Raw genomic sequence first — 16097 nt, 5'->3', positions numbered from 1 at the left:
TGATTCAGTTTTAGTTCAACAAAAATCGGAACTACTCCATCTTTATTTGAACAGTACCTTAAATAGAACGGATAAGGGTAGAATTTCCAGAGCGCAAAGATACAAAATAATGTAATATCCTGAAACAATATTGGTTAAATTGTTATGAATACCACGGGTTATCTGTATCAGATAGAGTGTCATAAACATGCCGATGCCGGCTTTGATGAGCAAGAGTTGTGTGTCAGGCTCAACAAAGGGCATAAACAGGATGATGGGAAGAAGGAAAAGGCCAAAGGCTTTGCTCACAGCCGATGACCCTGATAGATAATCATGTATTTGACCGGAGGTGCCAAACACGCGTCCTACAACTCTATAAGCCAATGTTTTTCCGGTGAATAGCAGAAACAGAAAGATAAAGAGCAAAGGCAGCATAATTGCGCCTGATAGGCTCATGAAAGTACGGTTAGTATGCTCCAAAAACTGGAATAGAAAAAGCGAGCTGTTGAAATAGAACAACAGACTCAAGATGAGTGATGGCTGAAAGTTGGAGGCATTTGTGGTGCTTAACCTGCTTATTTGTGAGGGGAATACCAGTGATTGCAACAGATCATTGAGGTATCTGGCCCAATACTTTTTCACGATGCCTGTAACCAATACGGAAACAATTAAGAGGGCAATAAACCAGTCGCTGCGCATCAGTTGCTGCTCTTGCAACCTGGCGGGTAAATCGGTCTCTGTTTCTTGAGCCACATGGGCAATGATTTCAGCAGCACGGCTGGCTGGCGTTTCAACGCCTTCCAAAGTATGTTGGAGTGTGTCTGTCGCAGCTGGTTGGTGCTTTAGCAGAAAAGCCTCACTTACTTCGCCATCATCTGTTTCGTCGAAAGGCTGAAGCAGGTTAAATTTCACCTCCCAGTTGGTTCGCATTCCGGTGTTTCCAACCAGGTTTAAATCTATTGAGTCCGCCGCAGAGAGTTCAGGTGGCGGGGGAGGTGTAGCTCTTTGTGGTCTGAGTTGAAACCGTTCGGGAACCTCACGTGATAGTGCCGGATCTATCAATTGAATAACGGGTCGAGGCAATTGCTGGGAGCGAATTGTATCAGTAGCCTGCGGCAGTACAGTTGGTTGAGGCAGGGTGACCTGAGGCAACTGAACTTCCTGTGGTACTGCAACATATAATTCACTCAAATACTTCATCAGTTAATAATTTGGTAGTTCAACGTGATTCTATTCCACCATCGTCACTTTCAGACTAATTTTCGCCCTCTCTAACGGCCGCAAAATTAATCACCTCGGGCCCCCAGGGCTCATGTTTTTCAATGGCCTCAATAACCGATTCCGGTGTGTTTGCTACACTCCAGATTTTCAGGTGCTCAGGGCGCATGAAGTTTTCATCGGCCATTTTTTGAGCCATCTCCACAAGTGGGTCGTAATAGCCGTTGGTATTAAGCAGGATGATGGGGTGGGGAAAGAACCCCAGCTTTTTGAGCGACACCACTTCATAGAGTTCCTCAAGGGTTCCACTTCCGCCGGGAAGCGCCAAAACGGCCGATGTGTCTTGAATGAGAAGGGCTTTCCGTTCATGCATGCTGTTAACATGTATCATGTTTTTTACACCTTTGTGTTCCCATTCCACATCTATCATAAATTTTGGGATAATTCCGGTGATTTGACCATCTAACTTAAGTACTGTATCGGCCACGGTACCCATCAGCCCTACGGCACCACCACCGTACCTGACTCCAAAACCGTGGTTTACCAGCAGGGCGGTTACCGCTTGGGCTGCTTCAAAATAGTGTGTCGGAATGCCGGGACTCGAAGCGCAATAAATGGTTATATTTTTAATCATGGGGTTTGAGGTTTGTTTTTAAATAGAGTCGCTCCAGCACCAGCCTGCTACGCCCAATAAAATAAAGCTTTTGAGGAATGCCTCCAATGTATTTGCGAAACCAATGCTTCCAATGTTGCCTTGCCAAAGAATGCCAGAAGAAAAATAGGCTGCTACACCGGCTAAAAGTATCAGGGTAGCCAATGCGCCACCCCAGGCCGAAAGCTTTTTGGAAGCAGGTTTGAGCATTATCAAAACCCCTGCAGTAATCTGCAGAATTCCTATTATTTTGGTAAAAGCGTAGAGCGTGACATATTTCATCATCCATTTAAAAACAAACGTCTCGGCCAGAGCTTGCTCAATGTATCGTGCTTCTGGTGTGCGAAACTTCATTATGCCTATCCAGATGAGTAGAATGCCGAGCGCATATCTGAAAAGGAAATGGCCTGTTGCGGCCACCGTTTTTTTTATCGTTGATTTCATAAATGGCACGTTATAAGTTTTTTGAAAACAGAATCACAATGATGCAACAAAAATTTTTGCTTGATGAAACAAGTCGTGTTACCCTTCCAATAAATTAGAGGCTGTTGAATGCTTTTTCTGGACAGTCACCTAAATTCCTTCTAGTATCCAACCAAACGGCATTGGTATAATTCGAAACAACTTTACAAAGCTAAATAATTTTAGATTATCAAAGTTGATGAACCCAGATGTTAATAACCTTCAACCCTATATCCAAAAGGTGTGAGTGCCAGGCCCGCCAACTTAAAATGTTGACGGCCAAAAGGAATTCCAATGATTGTGATAAAAAGCAGCAGTCCCCAAAAAACATGGGTCAGGGCAATCCATATTCCGGCCAGAAAAATCCAGATGATATTGAAAATGGTATTGAGACAGCCACCCTGACTTTGGGTGGATACCACTTTGGCATTGAAAGGCACCAGCGCCACAAAAGCCAGTTTGAAAGCTTGAATACCAAAAGGAATCCCTATGATTGTAACCATCAGGATTAAACCAGCTATCAGATATTGAGCGGCAATCATTAGTCCGCCAAATACAAGCCAGATAATGTTTCCAAGTAAACGCATAAAGTTGGTTTGTTAAGGTTAGTACAACTCAGTAACTGTTTAAATATAATTCTTAATACACGATATTGATGCAAAGACTTTCAGACAGATAGAGTAGCTGAGAAAGATAGTTGGATTGATCTTGTCTATCGGCCTAAATATTTTACCCCGCATTGCGGTACTTCGCCTTGCTCCGCATCTAATAGTCAAATAATCTTCAAAGCAGACTAATTTGTAATATCTATGTGGCTAAGCAAATTTTTGTTTTGCCCAAAGGCGTGCTTCATTCTTAAAACAACCCGTGTAATTTGGCGTCCACTTTATCAAATACCAGGCTCAGAGCCGATGGGTCGTTCACAAAATCAATCTCGTCCACGCTTATGGTGAGGAGGTTTCCTTCTTTGTAGTTCATCATCCACCCTTCGTAACGCTCATTTAGCCTCTTGAGGTAATCGAGGCGTATGGTAGCTTCGTATGGCCTCCCACGCAGTTCAATTTGACGCACGAGAGTTGGTACCGATGCGCGAAGATAAATGAGCAGGTCGGGCGGCTGAATAAGACTCGTCATGAGTTCAAACAGCGAGAGGTAGTTTTTAAAATCGCGTTCACTCATTAGCCCCATGTCGTATAGATTGGTGGCAAAAATGTAAGCATCTTCATAAATGGTGCGATCCTGAACAACTGTTTTCTCGGCTTGACGAAACTTCACAATTTGCGAAAAGCGACTGTTGAGAAAATAGACTTGCAGATTAAAGGACCATCGCTTCATATCTTCATAAAAATCGGCCAGATATGGGTTCTCGTCCACCTCTTCGTAGTGAGGTTCCCATCCATAATGTTTGGCAAGCAATCCGGCAAGCGATGTTTTTCCGGAACCTATATTTCCTGCAATGGCTATGTGCATGTTTTCTCTAGTCTGATGTTAGTTAAAGGTTTAATTTAAGGAGGTCGTCCATATACTCACGGTTATTGGCAAGTCGTGGCACCTTGTTTTGTCCGCCCAGTTTCTTTTTCTTCTTAAGCCAATCAAAGAAAAGGTTGTCGCGTGCAATTATTACTTCGGGCATCACCAGCGTCATGTCTTTATAACGTTTGGCTTCATAGTCGCTGTTCACCTCTTTTAGGGCATTGTCCAGGTGGTTGGTAAATTTTCCGAAATCATCCGGATGATTGGCAAATTCGATGAGCCATTGATGGGCTCCTTTGGCATCGGAACCCATATAAACTGGCGCTGCTGTATACTCCTTTATGATGGCGCCTGTGGCATTACAGGCTACCTGGAGGGCTTTTTCGGCATTTTCAATCATCAACTCTTCGCCGAAGGCGTTGATGAAGTGTTTGGTACGGCCTGTGATGATGATTTTATAGGGTTTTTTAGACACAAAGCGGACGGTATCGCCAATAAGGTAACGCCACAATCCTCCGTTGGTGGAGATGATGAGCGCGTAATCGGTTTCAGTGTCTGTCTCCTCAATGGTATAAGTTTTAGGGTACGGATTTCCTAATTCCGACAAAGGCATGAATTCATAAAACACCCCGTAATCGAGCATGAGCAACAAGCCAGGTGAGGAGAAGTCATCCTGAATGGCAAAAAATCCTTCGGAGGCGTTATACGTTTCCAGATAGTGCATACTCTGGGAAGGTATGAGCTCCTGATATTGCTGTCGGTAAGGCACAAAGCTCACACCACCATGTATGAAAAGCTCCAGATTGGGCCAAACTTCCAAAAGGTCTTTTTTGCCAGTGTAGGCCAATACGTTTTTTAGCAGCACCAAAAACCATGACGGAACGCCGGCCAGTGCGGTTACATTCTCTTTAATGGTGGTTTCGGTAATCAGTTGCAGTTTCTTCTCCCATTCATCGAGCAGAGCGATTTCGCGACCCGGTGTGCGCACAAAATTGGTCCAAAACGGCAGGTTTTCGATCAGGATGGCCGATAGGTCACCGTAGACCGAGTCGTTACTGAAACTGTTGATTTGATGACTCCCGCCCAAAGTGAGCGTTTTACCCGAAAAAAGATTGCTGTCGGGTATCAATTGGTTATAGATGACCAATGTGTCGCGGCCACCCTGGTAGTGGCAGTCATTTAATGCTTCACGCGATATGGGTATGAACTTGCTTTTGGCAGAGGTGGTACCTGAACTTTTGGCGAACCATTTGATTTCGCCTGGCCAAAGCAGGTTTTTTTCACCCTGCCGAAGTCGGATGATGTGTGGCATCAGCCCTTCATAATCCTGAACAGGTACCCGTTCTTTGAATGCATTTACTGAACGGATGGATTCAAAATCATGCTGCTTTCCATATACGGTGCTTTTGGCTCTGTCGATGAGGTTTCGGAACTGTTTTTCCTGAACCGCACCGGCATTTTGCCTGAAATACTCTATCTCTGTGCCGCGTCTGGCATTAAAAAGGGAGAAAATATCATTGATTATGGGCATACATAGCAACCTTAATTTTTTATCCCTCAAAGATAAATAAAAAAGTTTGAAGCAATGGCTTTATTAAATCCACGTGGCACGATGCCAAATATTTTCCAGTGGCCCCATTTTGTGACGCGTAAACCACCATCGGCTAAAAAGCATTTGTATGGTGGCCAGAGCAATCCCTATCAGCAGACTGTAAGTTGCGCCGGTATGCAGATACATGCCCAGGCCGTAACCATAGTATATGAATGAACCCAAAATGGATTGCATAATGTAGTTGGTCAAACTCATGCGTCCCATCCAGCGAAGTCCGCCAAACAGCTTAACGCCGGCCGAATGTCGGTAGGATAGTACAAACAGCGAAACCAATATCATCATAAAGGCAAAGTTGGACCACGATTTAAAGATTACGGTTAGGGGAAAATGGAGCGTTTGGTCGGCTACTACTTCCGGAATGTTCTTCACAAAAATGTAGAGCGGAATAAATATCACTGTTGCAAATAGCAGTGTACGCAACCAAAATGTTTTGCTTTTATCGGTTTCAGCAAACAGTTGTTGTCTGCCAAGCAGCATTCCCAGCATAAAAAGTGATGCCGTCTGAAAATAGCGTCCCTCCTCCAGAGACCAGAAAAATACGGCGGTGCGTCCGTTGGTCAGGTTGCCTATTACGGCGTCGGTAAATGAGCCATCACCAAGATATTGGTGTATGTTGCCAAAGTAGATGTATGATGTTCTGGCCGGGGTTATGTACTCCGGATTGGAAATTATGTAGATGATTTTTCCCCACTCAAGCGGCTGCAACATCAAAATGGTGGCAATGATGAGTACGGCACGATTGGAGAGATGCCGCACGGGTACCAGAGAGATTCCTATCAGAGCATAAATAGCCAGAATGTCGCCATGATAAAATAGGGAGTTGATGAACCCGAAACCAAATAACAGCAAAAGACGCCACAAAAAGCGCATGCCAAAGTCGTACCCATCCTTTTGTCTGTTGCTCATTTGTATGTGGAAGGTCAACCCAAAAAGCAGGGCAAAGATGGCATACGATTTTCCACCGAACATAAAAAACAGGGCGTCCCATATCACTGTATCCATCGCTTTAATCCATTCAGGAAGTGTATCGGGAAGGTGATACATATCAAAATGTTCAATGTTGTGGAGCAACATTATGGAGAGTATGGCAAACCCTCGCAGGGCGTCCACCACATCAAAACGTGAAGCTTTATCAATCATGGTATCCTTGACTTATTTCTGATTTTATTTCAAAAGTACTTTTTTTTAAAGATTGATGTGAGCAGCAAGCGCTCATTTTATCCACTGGTGAAGTTTTTGTGAGTTTTCACTTGTGCGTGTACCTTTGGGTATTTTCCTTGTTGACGATGCAGCATCCTTGCCTGCTGATTAATTTGTATTATTTTTAAGACATGAATTGAAGCAAAATGTTCTTATCACTATATGTTGTATAGCCAGGGTTAAAGCCTATTGCCGTTTTAAACAAAGGCTGACCTAAAGCACTCTAAACATGCAAAATAAATGACTGTTTTTGATATTGTAACCGGCATCATTCTGTTGCTTTTCCTTCTAAAGGGTCTTAAGAATGGATTTATTATTGAATTGGCATCATTGGTAGCATTGGTATTGGGCATTATATTGGCCGTTAAATTTTCGGATGCAACAGCGGGATGGCTCTCGGGTTTCGTAACTTCTCAGTTTGTGTCGGTGCTTTCATACATCTTGATTTTTGTATGCGTAGTGATTCTGGTGCATCTTTTTGCCCGAATGATTGACAAGCTGATGAATGCCATTGCATTGGGATGGCTCAACCGGTTGATGGGCGCATTTTTCGGAATCATAAAGGCTGCTTTTCTCATTAGTGCTGTGATGCTGGCACTTCAGGCGTTTGGCTATGGTGACAGGGCTTTCTCGGAAAAGACGCGGTCGGACTCATTTCTTTTTATACCGCTGAAGGAGTTTGCGCCGGCTACATTGCGTCTGCTCGAAATTCCCTTTAAGCATCTCATTCCGGGTGAGCCAATGACAGAAACACCACCGCCCGTAATGACCTGAAAATTCCGATTTTTACTGTTGGCTTTTTTAATATCTTTGCAAATTGATGTTCAGGGGCAAGGCTCATTTGAGCCGTTGGATGCTGACTGCTTAAAACGCGATGCACCTACTATATTTTGAAGTTATAAAACTGAGATAAAATGAATTTTGTTGAGGAACTAAACTGGCGTGGCATGATTCACGACATCATGCCAGGTACAGAAGAGCTGTTAAAAAATGAGTTGACATCGGCCTATGTGGGAATTGACCCAACTGCCGATTCGCTCCATATTGGCCACCTTGTAGGTGTAATGATGCTGAAGCATTTTCAGGCGGCAGGTCATAAGCCCATTGTGTTGGTGGGCGGTGCCACCGGTATGATTGGTGACCCATCCATGAAATCGTCTGAGCGTAACTTGCTGGATGAACCAACGCTTCGACACAACCAGGAGTGCATAAAAAATCAGTTGAGTCGCTTTCTCGATTTTGACTCCGATGTGCCAACCAGGGCGGAGATGGTGAACAACTACGACTGGATGAAGGAGTTTACTTTTCTGGATTTCATTCGGGACATTGGTAAACACATCACTGTAAATTACATGATGTCGAAGGATTCGGTTAAAAAGCGCATCAGTGGCGACTCTCGTGAAGGCTTGTCATTCACCGAATTCACCTACCAGTTGGTGCAGGGCTACGACTATCTGCATCTCTTCAAAACCAAAAATTGCAAGTTGCAGATGGGCGGTTCCGATCAGTGGGGCAATATCACCACCGGCACCGAGCTGATTCGCCGCGTGGCGGGCGGCGAAGCTTTTGCACTTACCTGTCCGCTCATCACCAAGGCCGATGGGGGTAAATTTGGCAAAACGGAATCGGGCAACGTGTGGCTCGACCCCGAACGCACCAGTCCATATCAGTTTTTTCAGTTTTGGCTGAACACTTCTGACGCCGATGCCGAAAAGTACATCAAGATTTTCACCCTCATACCGCGCACAGAAGTGGCGGCATTGGTGGCCGAGCATCAGGAGGCACCACACATGCGCCTTTTACAGAAGCGACTGGCCGAAGAAGTAACCGTGATGGTACATGGACGCGAAGCTTACGATTTTGCACTGGAGGCTTCTCAGATTCTATTTGGTAAAGGCGCCACCGAAACCTTGCGCAAGATGGACGAGAAAACCCTACTTTCGGTTTTTGATGGGGTGCCGGTATTTGAAGTGCCACGGGCGATGATTGATGGAGGTGTTAACGTACTCGACCTGCTGTCAGATGCGGCTGCTGTTTTTCCATCTAAAGGAGATGCACGACGCACCATTGCAGGTGGTGGTGTAAGCATTAACAAAGAGAAGGTAGAGTCGCATGAAGCAACAGTTCATGCTTCGGCCTTGCTCAATAACAAGTATATTCTGGTGCAGAAAGGTAAAAAGAGCTACTCACTGATTATCGCAATTTAAACGGAGGCGTAATAGATTCATTTAGGGTATCGTAACGTTTTTTTGGGATAGATGATACATAGATGTAATCGCACATTTATGGTGATGAATCACTGAAGTTGCTTAGATATCTTACCGAAGGTTTAAAAAAACAATCCCGGTATGTTTGGAGAGAAGAAACTCCAGCATACCGGGATTTGTCTGTTAGGTGTGATTTAAACTATGAAAAAAAACGCTTTGATAATGAATTAAAAATAGAGACGGTTCAATTACAGGTTTAAAAATCTGGTCTGTTTGTAAAAAATCTTCCGGAATCTCTTACCAATCTTGATTACGTATTTGCTCTGAACTGTGCATGTAACCTGCAGATATCCCCGGCTCTATTTTCGATTGTAAATGTAGGTTGGCGCCTTTAGTTCCATCTTAATATTCTGCGTAAAAAAATCTTATGAGGGTATTAATCGAATATTAATCAGATTTTTCGTCTGGCGTTTAAGTTGTTGAAATAAAGCAAAATGAAACATTCTTCTACTGCTTATGAAGAATGTTTCTAAATAACTTTTTTGATGTGTTTTGGTAAAGAAACTGGTTGATGTTTTAGGTCTCTTTTTTTTGAAAGAGAAATAACAGGAGAATGGCAGCACCATACTGATGCAAAAACAGTCCCTTGCAGATGGTATTGGAACAGGTTCAAACCAAGCAGTTCAAATCAACAACTAAACCGTCATAATGTCTTTCTCTTTCCTCTCCAGAAGCTCATCAATTTTCTTCATGTACTCGTCGGTCATTTTTTGTGCCAGTTGTTCGGCATCTTTTTCCATATCTTCGGGAAGGCCCTCTTTCTTAAGTTTTTTGAATTGATCAATGGCTTCACGACGTGCATTGCGCAGACCAACACGTGAATCTTCACCCATTTTTTTAATCTGCTTAACCAGGTCTTTACGGCGTTCTTCGGTTAGCGGAGGTACATTGATACGGATCACGTCGCCGTTGTTGTCGGGATTCATGCCCAGATTGGCGGCCATAATGGCTTTTTCGATAACGGGGATTATCTTTTTATCCCAAGGTGTAATGGCAATGGTGCGTGGATCCGGGGTGTTGATACTGGCCACCTGCAAAAGAGGCGACATGGTGCCGTAGAAATCCACCATTATGCCATCCAGCATTTTGGGGTTGGCCTTACCGGCTCGTACTTTGGCCATCTCCCTATCCAGGTGTTCGATGGTTTTTTCCATGTGCTCACGGGTCTCATCCAGAATGAATTTTACGTTTTCTTCCATGGCTGTTCAGGTATGGGTTTATACTGAAGTAATTTTAAATTTACTGTATGACAATTAGATGCAATACAATTTGCAGCTCCAATATACGGGCGTTTAAACTCGCCATGCGATTCTGATGTTATATACATCGAAACCGCTATTGCTTGTTCAGGTTCAATGCATTAAACAAATATAAAAAAAAGCGCCATTCTTGCAATTAAAATCTATTCCCTTCATTTACAGAATTGATTAATTTTGAAAGAAAAACCGGTTATGCAAAGGATTAAGGTCTTGGTTGATGGACGCGTGCAGGGAGTTGGATACCGGTATTTTGTGCACCAACAGGCATTGCACCACCAGGTGAACGGGTATGTGAAAAATCTGCCCGGTGGAAGGGTCGAAATTGATGCGGAAGGTGAAGCGGGTGCATTAAAGCAGTTTTTGGAGAGGTGCCAAAGAGGGCCTGGATTTGCGCGGGTTGAGAGTTTTATGCGACATCCTGTGCCAACCTATGGTTACACACGTTTTCGCATCATGCACAATGACGATGTTTAAAAAAACTGCCTGAAGTGACATAGAAAGTCTCTTCAGGCAGTTTTTTTGATATCTGCAAGATGTATGTTAATGGCGCCGATGATTTCTTAGATGCCCATTGAGTTTGTGCAACTTCGAAAGCTTTAAATACTGCGCACCATAACTATTTACTCACCCTGTTTTGATACGCGTTTACGTTCATGCTCCCACAGCAGGATTTTGCGCAGACGGATGGATTTGGGCGTTACTTCTACATATTCATCGGCCTGAATGTATTCCAGTGCTTCTTCGAGGCTAAAAATAATCGGCGTCACGATGCGCACTTTGTCATCTGATCCGGATGCCCGCATGTTGGTCAGTTTCTTACTTTTGGTCACGTTCACGGTAAGGTCGCCATCACGGTTGTTCTCACCAATTACTTGTCCCATATATACTTCATCCTGCGGATGGATAAAGAATTTACCTCTGTCTTGCAATTTATCGATGGCATAAGCAAAGGCTGTTCCACTCTCCATGCAGATAAGGGAGCCGTTCTGACGCTTTTCAATATGGCCTCTCCACGGTTGAAACTCGATGAAACGGTGAGCCATTACAGCTTCTCCGGCAGTGGCAGTCAACAGGTTGTTACGCAAACCGATGATTCCCCTCGATGGGATGATAAATTCCAGATGTACCCGGTCACCTTTACGTTCCATAATGCGCAGTTCGCCTTTGCGCTGAGTCACCATTTCGATGGCGCGACCAGAGCAGTCGTCGGGTAAGTCAATGGTAAGTTCTTCTACCGGTTCGTGTTTTTCGCCGGCCACATCTTTAATGATAACCCTTGGCTGGCCTACCTGCAACTCATAACCTTCGCGGCGCATGGTTTCGATGAGTACTGAAAGGTGAAGCACACCTCGCCCGAAAACGTTCCATGCATCAGCAGATTCGGTTGGTTCTACACGCAGCGCCAGGTTTTTTTCCAGCTCTTTGTCCAAACGATCTCTGATGTGACGCGATGTGACCAATTTTCCCTCTTTACCAAAAAATGGAGAGTTGTTGATGGTGAATAACATACTCATTGTTGGCTCATCAATGGCGATGGGATCCAGTGGTTCAGGATTTTCAGGGTCGCATACTGAGTCGCCGATGTCAAAACGGTCGAGACCCACGATGGCACAGATTTCACCGGTAGGCACAGAGTCTACTTTGGTACGTCCAAGACCATCAAATACGTTAAGTTCCTTAATTCGCGTTTTGTACATGTCGCCTTTTCGTCCTACAAGGGCAATCTCCATTCCGGTTTTCAGCGTGCCCCGGTGCATACGTCCGATGGCAATTCGTCCAAGGTAAGAGGAGTAGTCGAGTGATGTGATGAGCATCTGTGGTGTACCTTCGTTTATCTCCGGTGCAGGAATATGCTCTATTATGGCATCCATCAGCACGCTGATGTCGCTGGTTCGCGTCTGCCAGTCTTTCGACATCCAGTTCTCTTTTGCTGAACCATATATGGTCACAAAATCGAGCTGGTTTTCGGTCGCTTCAAGGTTAAACATGAGATCGAAAACCGACTCCTGCACCTCTTCGGGGCGACAGTTTGGTTTATCCACCTTGTTAATCACCACGATGGGTTTAAGTCCAAGCGCCAATGCTTTTTGCAGCACGAAGCGTGTCTGTGGCATAGGGCCTTCGAAAGCATCTACCAGCAACAAAACGCCATCAGCCATGTTGAGTACGCGCTCTACTTCTCCGCCGAAGTCGGAGTGGCCGGGGGTGTCTATGATGTTGATTTTATGTCCTTTCCAGGTAACGGATACGTTTTTTGATAAGATGGTAATTCCGCGTTCTCTTTCCAGGTCGTTGCTATCCATGATAAGCTCTCCCACCTGCTGGTGTTCTTTGAAGAGTTTACCGGCCATCAGCATCTTGTCTACCATGGTGGTTTTACCGTGGTCAACGTGAGCAATGATGGCAATGTTTCTGAGTTTCTGCATAAATCAAATTCCAATTGAGGGCGCAAAATTAGTTGATTTTGAGCGAATATGCATCAGTGCAGTATGCCATACGAAGGGATGGCGCAAGATTTAAGACCTAATCATCTGATATAAAGATGAATGCGTAAAAGTTAATTTTTGGTTAAAATGATGTTTATGAATTTGTACTTATGTAATTCACTGTTTACTAACAAACAATAAATTCTTCTAAAACTTTTTAATGCATTGCTTCGTTAGTTGATAAACAGCGCTGTTTCGCTATATTTGCAAAAATCGGACATATTAAATCCGCTCCGGATGGAACGTAAGAGGTTCATACAAAAATTGTTTATACTGCTTAGTTTGCCGCTTGTAATCTGGCTTTATCATAACCAGATAACAAACTGGCACTACCACGTGCTGGACAATGGAACGGTAATGAAGCATGCCCACCCTTACAAGAGCAATACTATTCCTGGCACTCCGTTTCAAAAGCACCATCACAATAGTTTTGAGTTTCTGTTTCTTTCGTTGATATACAGCGCTGCGCCGCTTTTGGTCGCACTGCTGGTTCTTGGTATTTTATTCAAAACGCAAACCCGAAGAGCTCACCGAACTCTGTTGGAGAGTGATTTGCAGCATGGATTCTACCGTGCTTTGAAACTCAGAGGTCCCCCACAAATTTCGCTTCAATAATTTTCCCAATCAGTCATCTCCCGAATAACCAAAGGTCATAAGGATCTTTAAATGGGTATTGTGGGAATACGGAAGAGGTCATTTCATTCTACCAAGGCTGATAATCACATCGTTTTTCCCGTAAGTAAAGTCAACTATGCCGCTCTTAGTTTGAGCCTGAATTAGCAGGAGGGCTGTGCGCCACGAGTTTGTTGAACCAGACTGTCACATTGTACTTCCACTTTTTTAAGCTCGTTCAGGGAGAGCGAAGATTGTTCGGGGCACTTATCTGAAACAAACGTTTTGCAGTTGATACGCTGATAATGTCCTAAGGAGCAAGTTAGGCGCTGTTTACAACTGAGACACAAACAAATCATCTTAAAATTAAATATTTACACAACTATGCGCAATATATTTATCTTTATTATTCTTTTAATGGCAGGGAATGTGATGCAGGTTTATGCAAACCCTGTTGATCAACGTCCCAATACCGATGCCAACATTTTTGGGCACGTGATTGATGCACAAACCGGTGAACATTTGCCATTTGTAAATTTACTTATCAAGGGTACCCGTATTGGAACTATTACCGATGCCAGTGGCCACTATTTATTAACCAATCTTCCCGAAGGGCGCCACATACTGCTTGCTCAGAGTATGGGTTATACCATTACTGAAGTGGAGATCGAAGCCATTGCGAAATCCACACGTGAGGTAGATATAAAACTGACGCCCACCAGTATCAGCCTTAATGAGGTAACGTTAACCGCATCGCCAACGGCAAGTGGTTTTCGTTATCAGCCCGATGCGGTGTTTATGGGAGAGCAGATTCAGCGTCGGGCAGAACCTTCATTTGGCGAGATGCTCAATGGACAGCCGGGTGTGGCCATGCGTAGTTTTGGCTCTGCGCCCGCACGTCCCGTTATTCGTGGCATGGATGGGGATCGCATTCTGGTGCTCGAGAATGGTGAGCGCATGGGCGATATTTCCGAAACATCGGCCGACCACTCCATTTCTCTCGACCCGCTTGTGGCCAGCCGTGTAGAGGTGATACGTGGTCCTGCCAGTCTTCTTTATGGCTCCAGTGCGTTGGGTGGTGTCATTAATTTGATGACGACCGATATTCCAGACCAGTGGGATATGGGTGTTACCGGTGTAGTTTCAGGACAGGCCGCCACCATGAATAACATGGGAGCAGGCTTTGGACGTATGACTTACGGGGGTGAGCAAAACGCTTTCACCGGCCGTATCGCCATGCGACAGGCCGGTGACATCACCACGCCGGAAGGAAAAATTCCCGGCACATCCATGCGCAATTACGATGGGGCGTTTGGTTGGGGTATGAAACGTGACAATTTAAATGGCGGTATGAGTTTTTCGGTTTCTGATCAGGCTTTTGAGATTCCCGAATCGATTGATGTGCCTGAGGAGAGTGTTGAAATTCGTGCCCGAAGGATGGCATTCCAGGGACGTTTCGGACGTAAGCTGGAGGGTAATTTCATTGACCAGGCACAGGTGCGGTTTAATGCCACCCATTTTCATCAGCAGGAGGTTGAGATTGAACACCTCACCGGCGGAGGCTCAAATGAAGAGATTGAACTGGAATATGAGCAGATGGCCATTAGCTCAACGCTCACATTGCAACATAAACCAGTAGGTGTGTTGGCCCGGGGTGCAATTGGTTTCAGCTTTAACGGTCAGAAGCTTGATGTGATAGGTGACGAAGCCTACACGCCTGGAGAACAGCGTTTTTCGCTAGCAACCTTCACTTTTCAGGAGGTGCCTCTTTCACACACCATGCGGTTACAGTTCGGACTGCGACTCGATTTTCAAAACTCCCGTGCACTTAAAAACGAGGTTTTTCCTGATATAAGTCTTAAGCGCAACGCTTTTAACTATTCGGGTTCGCTTGGATTAAATGTGCGCCCGTTTGATGGTTTGGAGATTGGCGGTCAGCTTGCTCGCTCACACCGAAACCCTTTGGTTGAAGAACTCTTTGCTGATGGTTCCCACCTGGGGGCAGGTGTTTATGAAAAAGGAAATGCACGCTTAAAGGATGAGATTGGCCATGGAGGCGATTTATTTGTGAATTACCGCAGGGGCAATTTTGAGATTGAGATAACCGGTTTTGTGAACGATTTTGCCAATTACATTATTTTTCAGCCCACCGGAGAGGTGCATCAGCCCAGCGGTTATCCAGTTTTTGAATACACCGAAGGCGAGACTGTACTGTTTGGCAGCGAAATAAGTATGGGTCTTGAACTTGCGCCAGGTTTGCGATTTCAATCAAGTACCGACTGGGTGCGCGGCATACGACAAATTGAAGATGCCCCAAATGAAAACCTGCCTTTTATTCCACCATTTAGGTTCAACAATGAGATAGAGTACGATTTTACCCGTGGATGGGTGGGTGCCGGTTTTATGGCAGTAAGCCCCCAGAGTAAGGTGGCTCCGGAGGAAGATGTGACCGAAGGATATTCACTTCTGAGCCTGCAGGCAGGTCTGAGACTAAACAGCATGGGTCGACATGTCATCATTCTTAAAGTACACAACGCACTGGACACAAAATACCGTGACCACCTTTCACGAATTGAAGACAGGAACTTTGTGATGCCGGGAAGAAATTTCAATCTAACCTATCGCTGGTTTTTCTGATATCAGTGATTGGTTATAGGCGCAAAGCTCCCTGTTGCAGCAAATCGTGATTTAGCAACAGGGAGCTTTTGTGTTTAATACTTTACTCTCAAGTGAATCTGTTGTATCTTTGGTTTTGTCCGTTTTCGAACATCTGGCGTCCAAAAACAGACAATTGTCATCTTTTTTTGAACTTTTGTAAAAAACTTATAATGCAGAAAATTAAGCACATATCCGTTTTGGCTTAATGATTGTAATAAA

General features: G+C 44.5%; 14 protein-coding genes. 5 read left to right on the top strand and 9 right to left on the bottom strand.

The genetic code is table 11. From position 1 onward, the window contains the following. Positions 1-42: 42 nt before the first annotated feature. The 7 genes from ALKIM_RS19270 to ALKIM_RS0108395 form a co-directional block, all read right to left on the bottom strand. Positions 43-1179, bottom strand: coding sequence for a DUF4271 domain-containing protein (locus ALKIM_RS19270; RefSeq protein ID WP_052345492.1), 1137 nt, complete (start codon positions 1177-1179; stop codon positions 43-45). A gap of 55 nt (positions 1180-1234) precedes the next feature. Continuing rightward, positions 1235-1831 carry an LOG family protein gene (locus tag ALKIM_RS18055; protein WP_044117830.1) on the bottom strand — a complete coding sequence of 199 codons (597 nt, stop codon included), beginning with the start codon at positions 1829-1831 and terminating at the stop codon, positions 1235-1237. 18 nt (positions 1832-1849) lie between these two features. After that, the gene (locus ALKIM_RS0108420; protein WP_026474249.1) at positions 1850-2293 is read right to left on the bottom strand and encodes a DUF417 family protein; all 444 of its coding nucleotides are present in this window, start codon (positions 2291-2293) and stop codon (positions 1850-1852) included. Positions 2294-2523: 230 nt separating this feature from the next. Continuing rightward, positions 2524-2898 (bottom strand): YccF domain-containing protein, encoded by a 375-nt coding sequence (locus ALKIM_RS0108410; protein WP_026474248.1) that lies wholly within the window; start codon positions 2896-2898, stop codon positions 2524-2526. A 268-nt stretch (positions 2899-3166) separates the two neighbouring features. Further along, positions 3167-3781 (bottom strand): deoxynucleoside kinase, encoded by a 615-nt coding sequence (locus tag ALKIM_RS0108405; RefSeq protein ID WP_026474247.1) that lies wholly within the window; start codon positions 3779-3781, stop codon positions 3167-3169. A 22-nt stretch (positions 3782-3803) separates the two neighbouring features. Next, on the bottom strand, positions 3804-5315 hold the full coding sequence (locus ALKIM_RS0108400) for a GH3 auxin-responsive promoter family protein (protein ID WP_026474246.1): 1512 nt from the start codon (positions 5313-5315) through the stop codon (positions 3804-3806). Between the two features lie 63 nt (positions 5316-5378). Beyond that, positions 5379-6536: a DUF418 domain-containing protein gene (locus ALKIM_RS0108395; protein WP_026474245.1), complete on the bottom strand. Its 1158-nt coding sequence runs from the start codon at positions 6534-6536 to the stop codon at positions 5379-5381. Positions 6537-6836: 300 nt separating this feature from the next. Between ALKIM_RS0108395 and ALKIM_RS18050 the strand changes: the two genes are divergently transcribed. Together ALKIM_RS18050 and tyrS are read left to right on the top strand one after the other, a co-directional pair. Further along, on the top strand, positions 6837-7370 hold the full coding sequence (locus ALKIM_RS18050) for a CvpA family protein (RefSeq protein ID WP_052345491.1): 534 nt from the start codon (positions 6837-6839) through the stop codon (positions 7368-7370). 140 nt (positions 7371-7510) lie between these two features. Continuing rightward, positions 7511-8803, top strand: a complete 1293-nt coding sequence (tyrS, locus tag ALKIM_RS0108385; RefSeq protein ID WP_026474244.1) for a tyrosine--tRNA ligase — start codon at positions 7511-7513, stop codon at positions 8801-8803. A gap of 695 nt (positions 8804-9498) precedes the next feature. On the opposite strand, the gene frr is transcribed toward tyrS, so the two are convergent. Continuing rightward, a complete protein-coding gene (gene frr / locus ALKIM_RS0108380) occupies positions 9499-10062 on the bottom strand; it encodes a ribosome recycling factor (RefSeq protein ID WP_026474243.1) in 564 nt (187 codons plus the stop codon). A gap of 252 nt (positions 10063-10314) precedes the next feature. Here frr and ALKIM_RS0108375 point away from each other — a divergent pair, with 252 nt between their 5' ends. Continuing rightward, on the top strand, positions 10315-10596 hold the full coding sequence (locus ALKIM_RS0108375; protein WP_026474242.1) for an acylphosphatase: 282 nt from the start codon (positions 10315-10317) through the stop codon (positions 10594-10596). Between the two features lie 146 nt (positions 10597-10742). Here the strand turns inward: ALKIM_RS0108375 and typA are convergent, their stop codons facing one another. Continuing rightward, positions 10743-12548, bottom strand: a complete 1806-nt coding sequence (typA, locus tag ALKIM_RS0108370; RefSeq protein WP_026474241.1) for a translational GTPase TypA — start codon at positions 12546-12548, stop codon at positions 10743-10745. Positions 12549-12845: 297 nt separating this feature from the next. Between typA and ALKIM_RS0108365 the strand changes: the two genes are divergently transcribed. Both ALKIM_RS0108365 and ALKIM_RS0108360 read left to right on the top strand, forming a co-directional pair. Then, positions 12846-13223 carry a hypothetical protein gene (locus tag ALKIM_RS0108365; RefSeq protein ID WP_026474240.1) on the top strand — a complete coding sequence of 126 codons (378 nt, stop codon included), beginning with the start codon at positions 12846-12848 and terminating at the stop codon, positions 13221-13223. A gap of 381 nt (positions 13224-13604) precedes the next feature. After that, the gene (locus ALKIM_RS0108360) at positions 13605-15857 is read left to right on the top strand and encodes a TonB-dependent receptor (protein WP_026474239.1); all 2253 of its coding nucleotides are present in this window, start codon (positions 13605-13607) and stop codon (positions 15855-15857) included. Positions 15858-16097: the final 240 nt, after the last annotated feature.

The organism is Alkaliflexus imshenetskii DSM 15055, assembly GCF_000517065.1.
In the GTDB taxonomy this organism is placed as follows: Bacteria; Bacteroidota; Bacteroidia; order Bacteroidales; family Marinilabiliaceae; genus Alkaliflexus; species Alkaliflexus imshenetskii.
The sequence above is the reverse complement of the archived record's forward strand: the minus strand, read 5'-3'. Positions and strand labels throughout refer to the sequence as shown.

Coding starts and splice junctions, on each gene's coding strand:
- ALKIM_RS19270 (WP_052345492.1), bottom strand. CDS start 1,179: ATGAAGTATTTGAGTGAATTATATGTTGCAGTACCACAGGAAGTTCAG.
- ALKIM_RS18055 (WP_044117830.1), bottom strand. CDS start 1,831: ATGATTAAAAATATAACCATTTATTGCGCTTCGAGTCCCGGCATTCCG.
- ALKIM_RS0108420 (WP_026474249.1), bottom strand. CDS start 2,293: ATGAAATCAACGATAAAAAAAACGGTGGCCGCAACAGGCCATTTCCTT.
- ALKIM_RS0108410 (WP_026474248.1), bottom strand. CDS start 2,898: ATGCGTTTACTTGGAAACATTATCTGGCTTGTATTTGGCGGACTAATG.
- ALKIM_RS0108405 (WP_026474247.1), bottom strand. CDS start 3,781: ATGCACATAGCCATTGCAGGAAATATAGGTTCCGGAAAAACATCGCTT.
- ALKIM_RS0108400 (WP_026474246.1), bottom strand. CDS start 5,315: ATGCCCATAATCAATGATATTTTCTCCCTTTTTAATGCCAGACGCGGC.
- ALKIM_RS0108395 (WP_026474245.1), bottom strand. CDS start 6,536: ATGATTGATAAAGCTTCACGTTTTGATGTGGTGGACGCCCTGCGAGGG.
- ALKIM_RS18050 (WP_052345491.1), top strand. CDS start 6,837: ATGACTGTTTTTGATATTGTAACCGGCATCATTCTGTTGCTTTTCCTT.
- tyrS (WP_026474244.1), top strand. CDS start 7,511: ATGAATTTTGTTGAGGAACTAAACTGGCGTGGCATGATTCACGACATC.
- frr (WP_026474243.1), bottom strand. CDS start 10,062: ATGGAAGAAAACGTAAAATTCATTCTGGATGAGACCCGTGAGCACATG.
- ALKIM_RS0108375 (WP_026474242.1), top strand. CDS start 10,315: ATGCAAAGGATTAAGGTCTTGGTTGATGGACGCGTGCAGGGAGTTGGA.
- typA (WP_026474241.1), bottom strand. CDS start 12,548: ATGCAGAAACTCAGAAACATTGCCATCATTGCTCACGTTGACCACGGT.
- ALKIM_RS0108365 (WP_026474240.1), top strand. CDS start 12,846: ATGGAACGTAAGAGGTTCATACAAAAATTGTTTATACTGCTTAGTTTG.
- ALKIM_RS0108360 (WP_026474239.1), top strand. CDS start 13,605: ATGCGCAATATATTTATCTTTATTATTCTTTTAATGGCAGGGAATGTG.